The organism is Paenibacillus harenae DSM 16969 (genome assembly GCF_000422465.1).
GTDB lineage: Bacteria > Bacillota > Bacilli > Paenibacillales > Paenibacillaceae > Pristimantibacillus > Pristimantibacillus harenae.
Genome location: NZ_KE383845.1, coordinates 236,552 through 249,320 on the forward strand (window position 1 = coordinate 236,552; position 12,769 = coordinate 249,320).

A 12,769-nucleotide genomic window follows, 5' to 3' on the forward strand; every position below is an offset into this window, starting at 1 on the left:
AAAAATAAAAAGGACTGTCACCTGAGGCGGTTAATCTGCCTCAGGCAACAGTCCATATTGAATAAAAACTCAACTTATTACATGTTTCGGATTACTTCCCGCCTGCGCGGGCAAGCTCTCTCTTGTTCGCCTCGAAGGCTGCAAGCAATGCCGCTTCGCCTTTCAAGCCGGTATCCTCAGCTTTTCGGATTTGCTCAAGCATCCGTTTGTAGTCCTTCGGAATAACCTTAACGAATTTAGAAATCGATGCTACCCAATCATTCAACACGCGAGCGCCTGCCGCGCTGTCCGTGTATTTGACATGATTTTCAATCAAGCTGCGAAGCTCCGCAATTTCCTCGGCATCCTCAGGCCGCTCCAGCAATACCATCTCTAAATTGCAATGGTTGTAGAAGTCGCCTCTCTCATCGAGAACATAGGCGACGCCGCCTGACATACCCGCGCCAAAGTTGCGTCCCGTACCGCCGAGGATGACAACGCGTCCGCCCGTCATATATTCACAGCCGTGGTCGCCCACGCCCTCTACGACTACTTGAGCGCCGCTGTTGCGCACCGCAAAACGTTCGCCTGCTACGCCGCGGATATAAGCCTGGCCGCTTGTAGCGCCGTAGAGTGCCGTATTGCCGATAATGACGTTCTCTTCCGCAACGAAAGTTGCTTTCGGCGATGGTGCAACAATGATTTTACCGCCCGACAGTCCCTTGCCGAAGTAGTCATTCGAGTCGCCTTCAATCGAAAGCGTAATGCCGTTCGGCACGAAAGCGCCAAAGCTTTGTCCGGCCGTTCCGACGAAGTGGAACGAGATCGTATCCTCCGGCAAGCCTGCTGCGCCGTAACGGCGGGTCACTTCGCTGCCGAGAATCGTGCCGACAACGCGATTCGTGTTCAGAATCGGGAATGTGCCGCGTACGCGCTCCCCGCTCTCAAGGGCCGGCTGCGCGAATGGTACGAGCTTCTGTCTGTCAAGCGACAGCTCGAGACCGTGATTTTGCTCCTGGATGTTGTAACGCACCGCATCCTTCGGCAGATCCGCCTCATACAACATACCGGAAAGGTCGATGCCCTTCACCTTGTAATGCTCACGCAGCTGCTTGGTTTCAAGCATATCTACGCGGCCGACCATTTCCTGAATCGTACGGAAGCCAAGCTCAGCCATAATCTCGCGCAGCTCTTCCGCTATGAAGCGCAGGTAGTTGACGACATGGCTAGGGTCGCCCATAAACTTCTTGCGAAGCTCCGGATTCTGCGTCGCAACGCCCACCGGACAAGTATCCAGCTGACATACGCGCATCATGATACAACCAAGCACGATGAGCGGAGCAGTCGAGAAGCCATATTCTTCGGCTCCCAGAAGGACTGCAATCGCCACGTCGCGGCCGTTCATCATTTTGCCGTCCGTCTCGAGCACGACGCGATCGCGCAGATTGTTCAGCATGAGCGTTTGGTGCGTCTCAGCAAGACCAAGCTCCCACGGCAATCCCGCGTGACGGATCGATCCCATAGGGGATGCGCCCGTACCGCCGTCATAGCCGCTGACCATAATGACGTCCGCGCGGCCTTTCGCCACACCTGTCGCAATCGTACCGACGCCGACGCCGGATACGAGCTTCACGTTAATGCGAGCGCGCGGGTTCGCGTTCTTCAGGTCATGAACAAGCTCCGCCAAGTCCTCGATCGAATAAATATCGTGATGCGGAGGAGGCGAGATGAGTCCTACGCCCGGCGTCGAGCCGCGAACCTCGGCAACCCATGGATATACTTTCAGGCCAGGCAGCTGTCCGCCTTCGCCAGGCTTCGCGCCCTGAGCCATCTTGATTTGAATTTCATCCGCATTGACAAGGTAGTTGCTCGTAACGCCGAATCGGCCGGAGGCAACCTGCTTGATCGCGCTGCGTCTGGAATCGCCGTTCGCATCCGGAACGAAACGAGCCGGATCTTCCCCGCCTTCGCCCGTATTCGATTTGCCGCCGAGACGGTTCATCGCGATCGCCAGGCTTTCGTGTGCTTCCTTGCTGATCGAGCCGAATGACATCGCCCCGGTTTTGAACCGTTTGACGATCGAATCGACCGATTCCACTTCTTCAAGCGGCACGGACTTGCGTCCCTCTTTGAATTGAAGCAGGGAACGAAGCGTCAGATGCTTCTTATTCTCGCCTTGAATGAGCGACGAAAATTTCTTGTAAAGCTTGTAATCGTTCGTCCGCGAAGCCATTTGCAGCGTATGGATCGTCTGCGGCGTGTACAGATGGTCTTCTCCGTCTTTGCGCCATTGGTATTCGCCGCCGGAATCAAGCTCCTTCTCTCCGCCTTCTTGCTCTGCGAACGCCCGGTTATGATGCTTCAGCGTCTCTTCGGCGATAACATCCAGTCCAATGCCGCCGATCCGGGAAGGAGTCCAGGTGAAGTACTCGTTAATAACATCCTCTTTCAAGCCGAGCGCCTCGAAGATTTGCGCGCCACGGTAAGATTGAATCGTTGAAATACCCATTTTGGATAATATTTTGATAACGCCTTTGGTAGCGGCTTTAATAAAGTTCTTGACGGCCTTCTCATGCGAAATGCCGCGAAGCATTCCTTGACGGATCATATCGTCAAGCGTCTCGAACGCAAGGTACGGGTTAACAGCGTTTACGCCGTAGCCGAGCAGCAGCGCAAAGTGGTGCACCTCGCGCGGTTCGCCCGATTCAAGCAGGATTGCAACCTTCGTCCTGGTGCCTTGGCGGATAAGATGGTGATGCAGCGCCGATACGGCCAGCAGTGCCGGGATAGCGGCATTATCCTTGTCAACTCCGCGGTCGGACAAGATCAGAAGGTTATGTCCCTTGCTAATTACACGGTCCGCCGCTTCGCACATTTGCGTAATTGCTGCGCGCAGTCCTACCTCGCCTTGGCCGGCCGGGAAAAAGATCGGAAGCGTAATCGAGCGGAATCCCGGGCGGCGCACATGGCGAAGCTTCGCGAATTGCTCGTTAGACAAGATCGGCGTATCCAATTTGATATGGCGGCAGCTCTCCGGCTCCGGATTAAGCAGATTGCGCTCAGGTCCGATCGTCGTGCCCGTTGCCGTAATAATCTCTTCGCGAATCGCGTCAATCGGCGGATTCGTTACTTGAGCGAACAATTGCTTGAAGTAGTTGTACAGCCGCTGAGGACGCTCAGACAATACGGCTAGCGGCGCGTCGTAGCCCATCGAGCCGATCGGTTCCGCTCCGCTGCCGGCCATAGGCTCGAGCACTTTGCGGATATCCTCGAACGTGTAGCCGAACGCCTGCTGCCTCAATTGTACGGTCGCGTGATCGGGCTCCGGCAGCTCCGGCGCATCCGGCAGCTCCTCAAGATCGACGAGATGCTCGTTCAGCCATTCGCGGTAAGGATGCTCCGTCTCGATTTCCTTCTTCACTTCCTCATCGGAAATGATGCGGCCCTGCTCCGTATCGACGAGCAGAATGCGACCTGGACGCAGACGGTCCTTGTATAAAATATCCTCCGGAGGAAGCTCAACCGTACCCGCTTCGGAACCAAGGATGATATGATCGTCCTTCGTTACATAATAACGGGCCGGACGAAGTCCGTTCCGGTCAAGCACCGCGCCGATCTTCACGCCATCCGTGAAGCCGAGCGCCGCAGGTCCGTCCCATGGCTCCATCAACGTGCTGTGATATTCATAGAAAGCTTTGCGCTTGTCGCTCATGCTCTCATGATTGGACCATGGCTCAGGCACCATCATCATGGCGGCATGCGCCATCGAACGGCCGGACAGGAACAGGAACTCAAGCGTGTTGTCAAACATCGCCGTATCGGAGCCGTCCGGATTGATGATCGGTTTGATTTTCTCCAGGTCGTCGCCGAACAATTCGGTTGCGAACAGCGTCTGGCGGGCATGCATCCAGTTCACGTTGCCGCGCAGCGTATTGATCTCCCCGTTATGAATCATGTAATGGAACGGATGCGCGCGCTCCCAGCTCGGGAACGTATTCGTGCTGAAACGGGAGTGGACAAGCGCCATCGCCGATACGACCGACTCGTCGTTAAGCTCCGTGTAGAACGAACGGACCTGCTCCGTCGTCAGCATGCCTTTGTAAACGATCTTCCTCGAGGATAAGCTCGAGAAGTAGAACATATTGCCGCCTTCCTTGCCGGCATAACGAATCGCAAGCTCTGCGCGCTTACGGATAACATATAATTTACGCTCGAATGCCATATTATCCTTCAAGCTGTCGTTCTTGCCGATAAACAGCTGACGGACATAAGGCTTCACGGCTAAAGCGGACTCACCGAGCTTCTCGTCATTCGTCGGGACAGTACGCCATCCGATCACCGATTGGTTCTCTTCCTGAACGATTGATTCCACTTCACGCTCGATTGCGCTGCGGGCATCTTCATCATGCGGCATAAAAATCATGCCTGCGGCATATTGTCCTTCTTGCGGGAGCTCAATTTCCTGTTTCTTCAACTCGGATGCAAAAAAGGCGTGAGGGATTTGCAGCAAAATACCTGCTCCGTCTCCCGTATTCGGTTCGCTGCCTTGACCGCCGCGATGCTCCATGTTCTCGAGCAGCATCAGCGCCTGGCGGATGACCTTATGCGACTTGACTCCCTTGATGTTGGCCACAAAGCCCATGCCGCAAGCGTCTTTCTCGAATTGCGGATCATAAAGTCCTTGCTTCGGCGGCAATCCCAAAACATGTTCTTTCATTGTGTGCAACCTTTCTGTGAGGAGATTTTCATAACCTAAACGGATTGGCGGCACCGCTTCCGAGCGCTTCCGTCTAGTTAACCATATACCGGGCCTATACCGCGACAATGCGATTATTATATTATTTTAACACCAGGCCAAAACGGAATCAATTTAATATTTTCATAATTGTTTGCACTTTTTTACGACTTGCGCAACCGGCACAAGCCTGACTGGCTCGGCAATTTTGCGACCGCTTCCCCTGTGGATTAGCGAAGGGGCAAAGGTTATGTCCAGGTTGAATCGTAAGTTCAAGGAAACAATCGCTCTCCCGCTTCTTTATTTATACTCCTGCTGAAGCTGCCGCATTTGCTCCAGCCCCTTGGCCGCCCAGCGCTGCAAGCGGTCGAGCGCGGCGATCTCCGCCTCTGCGGCAGCCCTCAACGATTCCTTATAATCGGGGACGGTTCCGGTGAACCGGCTGATATCCCGCAGCGGCACCGTTGTTTTCTCCGTATAACTGAGCGCCCGCCGCTCATGAAACATAGGAACATCCGGATCGTACGGATGATGCAGATCGCCCTGCTCCGGATGCTTGAGAACGGCCAGCACCTTCACAATCGCCCTCGGCCCGATTAATTCGATCAGCTCTCCCGCATACTGGCCGGAGCGAACCTCCGCTCTGACCAAATCTCCAATCTGGATGTCTCGTATATTCTCATTTATCTTCTCCATTACGCAATCCCTCGCTTTTTTAAAAGTATTTGCTTGTATTTGAAATTAGCCTTTTTGTGAAATATATGTAAATATAGTTAGCTCAAGGAAAACATATCTTACATATATCCCCGTGTTGAGATAGGATAAATGATCCACCGCGGTTTTCGCAAGCGGATAGGATTTGCTTGTGTTACTCGCTCCTGCATCGTAATATGGAAATAGAAAAGTGGGTGGAAAAATGCGTAAAAAAAGAGTGCTCCTGCTCTCTGAAGGCTTTGGCTCCGGTCATACGCAGGCTGCTTATGCGCTCGCAGTCGGATTAAAGCAGCTATGTCCGGGTATACAGACCCGCGTCATTGAGCTTGGAAAATTCCTCAACCCGGTGATTGGCCCTTTAATCATGTCCGCATACCGCAAAACCGTGAGCAGACAGCCGAAGATGGTAGGCCTTATGTACCGCAGCAACTATAAAAAATCGCTCAACCGTTTCACGCAGCTTGCGCTTCACCGTATGTTTTATACCCAAACCTCCCAGGTTATATCCCAGCTGAAGCCGGAAGTGATCGTCTGCACCCATCCCGTTCCGAATGCAGTCGTCGCTCGCCTGAAGCGTTTAGGATTGGACATGCCGCTTTATACGCTCATCACCGATTACGACGCGCACGGTTCCTGGGTCAATAAGGAGGTTGATAAATATCTTGTCTCCACATCGCTCGTGAAGGAGCGGCTGCTGGAGAAGGGCGTCTCCGAAGACAGGGTTGAAGTTACGGGCATTCCCGTGCATCCGAACTTCTGGCATACATACGATAAAGAAGAAGTACGCAAGCAGCTTCATTTAAAGCCGATGCCGACAGTACTTGTCATGGGCGGCGGCTGGGGAATTATGTACGAGGATAACGCGCTGGAATATATGACCAAATGGCGCGAGAGCACTCAGCTTATCTATTGCGTCGGAACGAATGAGAAGATGCGCGAGAAGATGCTTGCCGATCCGCTCTTCCAGCATCCGAACATTCATGTGCTCGGCTTCACCCGCGAGGTCAATAAATGGATGGACGCATCCGATCTATTGGTAACGAAGCCGGGGGGCATGACCTGCACGGAGGGAATGAGCAAGGGAATACCGATGCTGTTCTACGAGCCGATTCCCGGACAAGAAGAACAGAATTGCGAATACTTCATTAATCACGGATTTGGCGAAATGCTCGATTCGAACGATACCGTTGACCGTTGGTTCTCGCTCATCCATGAGCCGTACGCCTCCGGCCAGTTCAGAGACAGCTTGTTGACAAAGCGAAATCAACAATACAACCCGAAGAATTGTCCGAACGCCGTCCTGCGACTCATGCAGTGACGGCTGTCTTATTCATTCAGGTTAGCATAATTTGCATGCCCTTATCCACATAGTATATATGATGAAGGGAGCTGTTTACGATGAGTTCACGATTAGCCGACGGCAAAACCATTATTTTGAGGCTTGAGATCGATACGAACCGCGCCCAATTTGGCCGGGCAGCTACCGCCATAGAGCAGGCTAAAGGCGACATCATCGCGATCGATGTCATACATACGGATAAAAATAAAAGCATTCGCGACTTAACCGTCAAAATTACGGAGCAAGGCGCCGCAGAACGGCTAACCGCCGTCCTTCAAACGGTGCCCGGCATCCGGCTGCTCCATATTTCCGACCGGACGTTCCTGCTTCATCTCGGCGGTAAAATCTCCATCCAGCCCAAAACGCCGATTCAAAACCGCGACGACTTGTCGCGCGTATATACGCCTGAAGTTGCCAGAGTGTGCCAGGCGATTTATGAAGAGCCGTCTAAAGCCTATACGCTTACAATAAAGAGAAATACGGTCGCCGTCGTATCGGATGGAAGCGCCGTTCTCGGCCTTGGCAATATCGGCCCCTACGCCGCCATGCCCGTCATGGAGGGAAAGGCCATGCTGTTCAAGCAATTTGCCGATGTGGATGCTTTTCCGATCTGCCTGGATACGCAGGATACCGAGGAAATCATTAAGGCTGTCAAAAACCTGGCCCCCGCCTTCGGCGGCATCAACCTGGAGGATATCTCCGCCCCTCGCTGCTTTGAGATCGAGGAAAGGCTGAGACAGGAGCTTGATATTCCCGTCTTCCACGACGACCAGCACGGAACGGCGGTCGTGCTCTATGCGGGATTGCTCAATGCGCTTAAGCTGACGGAGCGAAGCCTGAGCGAAGCGCGCATCGTCATTTGCGGGATCGGGGCGGCGGGAACCGCCTGCACGAAGATGCTGCTTGCCGGCGGGGCGCAGCATATCATCGGAGTCGACCGCGATGGAATCCTGACCTCTGAGCGCAGCTACGATAATCCGGTCTGGCAATGGTACGCGAACCATACAAATCCGGAGCGCCGCAGCGGCGGTCTGGCCGACGCGCTCGTCGGCGCAGACGTATTCATCGGCGTTTCCGCCGGCGGCCTGTTAACAAGGGAGCATATCGAGACGATGGCGAAGGATCCTATCGTATTTGCGATGGCAAATCCGGAACCGGAAATCCGGCCAGAGCTTGCGGAGGATATTGTAGCGGTATTTGCTACGGGAAGATCCGACTATCCGAATCAAATCAATAATGTACTTTGCTTCCCGGGTATTTTCCGCGGCGCCTTGGACAGCAGGGCTGCGACGATTAATGAAGAGATGAAGCTTGCGGCGGCGGAAGCGATCGCAGCGGTCATCAGCGATGATGAGCTCAATCGCTTGTACATCGTGCCAAGCGTCTTCAACACCCGAGTCGTCGAGGAGGTTCGCCGCCGCGTTATCCAAGCCGCCCAGCAAAGCGGCGTTTCCCGCCGGCAAATTCGAGGCGAATAGCGCTGCCTGTCATAAACCCGCCGCTTGCTTACGGATATTTCCGCAGGCCGGCGGCTTTTTTTTTCATCTATAAGCAGAAACGGAATTTATAAATAGATTGAAACCATTAAGCGGCGCGTTTCGTATTCGTTCATATGAACTAGATCACAAATAAAGCGATATCATATTTTGACAAAATCAGCCTCGACTGCTGCAGATCCGTATGTCAAACAACTTGCCTTGTCCCTGGCTCTTTACACAAAAGACATGACACCTATCATATTTTTAAGCGAATTAATTATGCTATAATTAACTTCAAAGCGCCGGCGGCGCTCAGCTAAATCATTCAACAAGCTCGTTAAGCAGGCTTATGTGCAGGCTAGTTGACGGAAAAGGAGCCTGGTAATGTTTCAATCTGTCGTTGATTTTTTAAAGGACTTTGGGCCTTGGGGGCTAGTTATTCATTCCTTTCTGGATGCCATCATATTCCCGATCCCTGCCTTTTTTCTCCAGGTATCATTAAGCATTCTCAATCCTTCAACAGCGCTTTGGCTTGCGACCGTCGGATATATCGCCTGCCTTCTTGGCACGCCCGTCGGATACTATCTTGGGAAAATCATGGGCAAATCCGTCCTGTATAAGTTTCTAAAGAAAGAATGGATCGACGCCGCTACGGATCGATTTCAGAAGAATGGCGAAGCGGCCATCCTCATCGGCTCCTTCACGCCAATTCCGTTTAAAGTGTTTACGATTTTGTCCGGCTGCTTGAATTTCCCGTTATGGCGTTTGATCGGATATGCGGCTATAGGACGCGGCCTCAAGTTTTATATCGTAGGTTTATTGTTCTATCTCTACGGTCAGGCTGCCGAAAGCATGGTTAAGGATGTTTCCTTGTACATTTTCATTGGCGCGGTTCCCGTTATCGTAATCTTCCTGCTCCTGCGGAAGAGGTCCCGCAAGAAAAAAGAACTCGCATCGAAGGCAGATCAACAGCAGCAGCAACAAGAAGAATCGATCCGTATAGGCTCATAACATCAGGAAGGCCGGGCAGCATAACAGCTGACCGGCCTTTCTTGCAGTTATGTGTTTCGGATTACAATGCGCTGCCGCCGTACAGGAAGCGGAACTCCCAATGCGTGCCTTCGATGTCGCTTATCTTGACACCGCCGCTTTCTTTCGAATAAGTATGAAGAACCTTGCCGCCGCCCAAATAGATCCCGTCATGAGTAATCATCGCTTCCACTTTATTGATGCCGGCATAGGATGAAGACTTCGAGCCTTTATAGGACATGAAGAAAATCAGATCGCCCCGCTGCAGCTGGCGCCAGTCTGCCTTGACTGTACCTTTGTTCTTCACATAGGCTCCCTGCTGACGGGAATCAGCCGGCAGCGTCAGACCTGCTCCGTCTTTAAAAGCTTGTCTGACAAAATCGGAGCAATCAAAGGTTGTTGTCGTGCTGCGGCTGGAGCCGTACTCATACGGGGTGCCCAAATACTTCAGGCCGGCAGCAATGACCTTCTCAACCGTTTGAACTGGTTCTGCCGCATCTCCCGCATTGCCGCCCGATCCGCTTCCCCCGCTTTCCGAGCCTCCGGTATTGCCGGACCCGCCGTCTGCCGCCGTTCCGCTAACCGCAATATATTTTGGGTTCGAGCTTACATAACCGCGGACTCCGCTGCCATCCTGCACTTCATACCAGTAGCTGTTCGGTTTGGAAAGAACGAGCACTTTCTCGTCTTTTTTCAAATAACGCATAAAGGTTCCCGATGTTGAAGCCGACTTGCGGAATGAGACGGAAGCTTTAATTACAGCGTTCGTATTTTGGAGAATCGGCTTTGAAACGCCTGATTGTACTTCAGCAGCCTGAGCGGCTAATGCAGCGGGTACCGAAATCGAACTAAAGAGCAATGCGGCCGATAAAGTTGCTGTTGCGATCCTCTGCTTCACGGTATTACACATTTCATCCGCCTCCTGAGTTGGAAAGAGTGCTTGTCTTACAGTTCCTGATCTCATTGTAATTTCGACGGGAACAGACATGTATCGCCCATCGTACCTAATTGCTATTTTGTCAAATCGGGAGCGGAGACGTATTCATCGGCTGTAAATAAATGCAAAAAAAGCATCCCCTCATAAAAGATGCCTTTCCGACTACTCCTATATATAAACGGATCTTGAAATTTGCCATTGATAAGGCTCTGCACAGCCAATTAGGTCAAATAGCTCACTCAAGCATTCAAAACGAAAGTCCTATAATATTTCCGAAAGCGTTATATTTGGAAACAATTACCGCTTATTCTACTGTTCTTTACCGGCTGTTGTTTCATTATTTTCAACGATTTCGTGAGGCTCCACATGGACATGCACGCTCATGATATTATGCTTGCGTCCCATACGAGTCTCAATCTCGTCGCTTATTCGATGGCTTTCGATTAATGTCAGCTCCGGATCGACCTGCACGATTACATCTACGAGCACATGACTGCCGTGTACCCGGGCTTTAATGTCCTTGATCGATTTGACGCCCTTCGTCTTCTCAATGGTGGACCGCATCGTAGTCAGTTCATTCTCGTCAAACCCGTCCGTCAAGGCATGTGTGGAACTATAGAAAATTTCCCAAGCCGTCTTGCAAATAATCGCGCCTACGGCAAGAGCGGCTACCGGATCCAGCCAAGGCAATCCGAATTGGGCGCCTATTATGCCAATCGCCGCGCCTGTACTGACGAGCGCATCGGAGAGATTATCTTTGGCCGCCGCGAGCAAGGCTTGATTATTAATGCGAATCGCGAGCCTACGATTATAGAAGTACACGCCGGCCATACATAATGCCGCGAACAGGGCGACCCACGCCGAAGTCAGATCCGGAACCTGATGCTCGGGAGAAAATAACGATTTGACCGCGCTGATCAATACCTGGATGCCGACTGTCGCCATAATGAACGAGGCAATGAGAGCCGCAATCGTTTCCGCGCGAAAATGGCCGTACGGATGATCCTTGTCCGGCGGCTTCTGCGATATGCGCAGCCCGATTAATACGGCTGCGGATGCTACGATATCGGTCAGATTGTTGAATCCGTCCGCCACAAGAGCGCCCGACACAAACCAGTAACCGGCGATCAGTTTCAGCGCCGACAGCACCAAATATGCGCAGATACTAACCCAGGCGCCCTTCTCGCCTTGTTTAATTTCATCATACTGATTCAGTTTCAATACCCTCCCAAGCAATAAAAACATAGGTTTTCTAAAATTTCCATTTCCGAGTAACTTAACGGTATCATACCCGATCGCACCGATGTGGGTCTAGAGAAACAGTGTTGACCGGATGCGCACTTTTATGGACAAAGGCAACAATTCATTCGTTTTTTAGATCGAAAGCCGGGAGTTCCTTAGCAAGTCATCTTATTAATTTCCCTGTTTTCATGCATTCCTATACATGCGGAAGGTAGGCTGCCGAAGCATGCTTTCGCCGGTCCCGACGGCAAAAAGCAGCGCGCACGCCCGGAAGAGCGTGCACACTGCTTCATTCTCAAAGCTATTGGATTTCGTAAATGTCGTATAACTCGTCAAGCATCAGATTAGCCGCGATAACGCCGCCAGCCGTATTCCAGATGGCATCGTTCACACGTTTCGCTTTATTATTTTTCACGACCTCCAGACTCTGCCACAACGGATCCTTCAGCATTTCCTGTTCCATAGCATTTCCCTTACCGTCGCCGGTATCATACGTGAAGTAGAACAGCAGATCCGCATCTACCTCAGGAAGGCGTTCTTTCGTAATTTCTTCAACAAAGGTATCTTTATATTTCTGATTTTCGGGACGGGTAATGCCGAGCTTATTGAATATCACGCCTGTAAAAGTATCTTGCAAATAAATACGCGTCTTGCCTGCCATGAAGCGAACGACCGATACCTTCTGGTTCAGCTTATCGCCTGCCTTCTCCTTGAAGTCTGCAGTGCGGCCGTCGAAGTCGGCAATCACCTTGTCGCCTTCAGCCGTTCTGCCGAGCGCTTCCGCATACAGCTTGAAGTTAGTTTGCCACTCGCCGCGCAGCGTCTCTGAGAATACGGTCGGCGCGATGGCATTAAGCTGATCGAATACCTTCTCCTGACGCATTTTGTTGCCGATAATAAGGTCCGGCTTCAGGCTCGCGATCAATTCCAGGTTCGGCTGGCTCTCATCGCCGACTACCGTGACGCCCTCCATGTCCGCTTTGATGTGCTCGTACCACGGGTCGCCCGTCCACGATCTGACTGCTCCTACCGGTTTTACGCCTAAGGCAAGCAATGCTTCCGTGCCTTCGTTCGTCAGGATGACGACACGCGATGGTGTTCCGGTTATATTAGCATCGCCCATTGCATGAGTAACCTTCCGTGCTTCGCTTGTCTCAGGAGCGGCGGATTCCGATGGGCTTCCCGTATTTGCGTTGTTGTTGACGTCGGCGCTCTGACCGCATCCGGTAACGAGGACCGCGAGCGACAGCAGGGCAGCTGATGCCGTAAAGGTAAATTTTTGCTTCAAAGCTTGTAACATTGTTGAACTCCCCTTC

The 12,769-nt window shown here is 52.2% G+C and carries 8 protein-coding genes; 3 read left to right on the forward strand and 5 right to left on the reverse strand.

Annotation, left to right across the window (positions count from 1 at the left end; all coding sequences use genetic code 11):
• Positions 1–91: 91 nt before the first annotated feature.
• Both gltB and kapB read right to left on the reverse strand, forming a co-directional pair.
• Positions 92–4,696: a glutamate synthase large subunit gene (gene gltB, locus H581_RS0129015; RefSeq protein WP_029192319.1), complete on the reverse strand. Its 4,605-nt coding sequence runs from the start codon at positions 4,694–4,696 to the stop codon at positions 92–94.
• A gap of 318 nt (positions 4,697–5,014) precedes the next feature.
• Positions 5,015–5,410, reverse strand: a complete 396-nt coding sequence (gene kapB, locus H581_RS0129020) for a kinase-associated lipoprotein KapB (RefSeq protein WP_051251444.1) — start codon at positions 5,408–5,410, stop codon at positions 5,015–5,017.
• Positions 5,411–5,630: 220 nt separating this feature from the next.
• On the opposite strand from kapB, the gene H581_RS0129025 reads away from it, so the two are divergent.
• The 3 genes from H581_RS0129025 (at position 5,631) to H581_RS0129035 (ending at position 9,256) form a co-directional block, all read left to right on the forward strand.
• Positions 5,631–6,746 carry a UDP-N-acetylglucosamine--LPS N-acetylglucosamine transferase gene (locus H581_RS0129025; protein WP_029192321.1) on the forward strand — a complete coding sequence of 372 codons (1,116 nt, stop codon included), beginning with the start codon at positions 5,631–5,633 and terminating at the stop codon, positions 6,744–6,746.
• An 80-nt stretch (positions 6,747–6,826) separates the two neighbouring features.
• On the forward strand, positions 6,827–8,245 hold the full coding sequence (locus tag H581_RS0129030; RefSeq protein ID WP_029192322.1) for an NAD-dependent malic enzyme: 1,419 nt from the start codon (positions 6,827–6,829) through the stop codon (positions 8,243–8,245).
• 384 nt (positions 8,246–8,629) lie between these two features.
• On the forward strand, positions 8,630–9,256 hold the full coding sequence (locus H581_RS0129035) for a YqaA family protein (RefSeq protein ID WP_029192323.1): 627 nt from the start codon (positions 8,630–8,632) through the stop codon (positions 9,254–9,256).
• Positions 9,257–9,317: 61 nt separating this feature from the next.
• Here the strand turns inward: H581_RS0129035 and H581_RS0129040 are convergent, their stop codons facing one another.
• The 3 genes from H581_RS0129040 to H581_RS0129050 form a co-directional block, all read right to left on the reverse strand.
• Positions 9,318–10,184, reverse strand: coding sequence for a C40 family peptidase (locus H581_RS0129040; protein WP_036720474.1), 867 nt, complete (start codon positions 10,182–10,184; stop codon positions 9,318–9,320).
• A 336-nt stretch (positions 10,185–10,520) separates the two neighbouring features.
• Positions 10,521–11,456: a cation diffusion facilitator family transporter gene (locus H581_RS0129045; protein WP_036720476.1), complete on the reverse strand. Its 936-nt coding sequence runs from the start codon at positions 11,454–11,456 to the stop codon at positions 10,521–10,523.
• Between the two features lie 298 nt (positions 11,457–11,754).
• Positions 11,755–12,753, reverse strand: a complete 999-nt coding sequence (locus H581_RS0129050; RefSeq protein WP_036720478.1) for an ABC transporter substrate-binding protein — start codon at positions 12,751–12,753, stop codon at positions 11,755–11,757.
• Between the last annotated feature and the right edge of the window lie 16 nt (positions 12,754–12,769).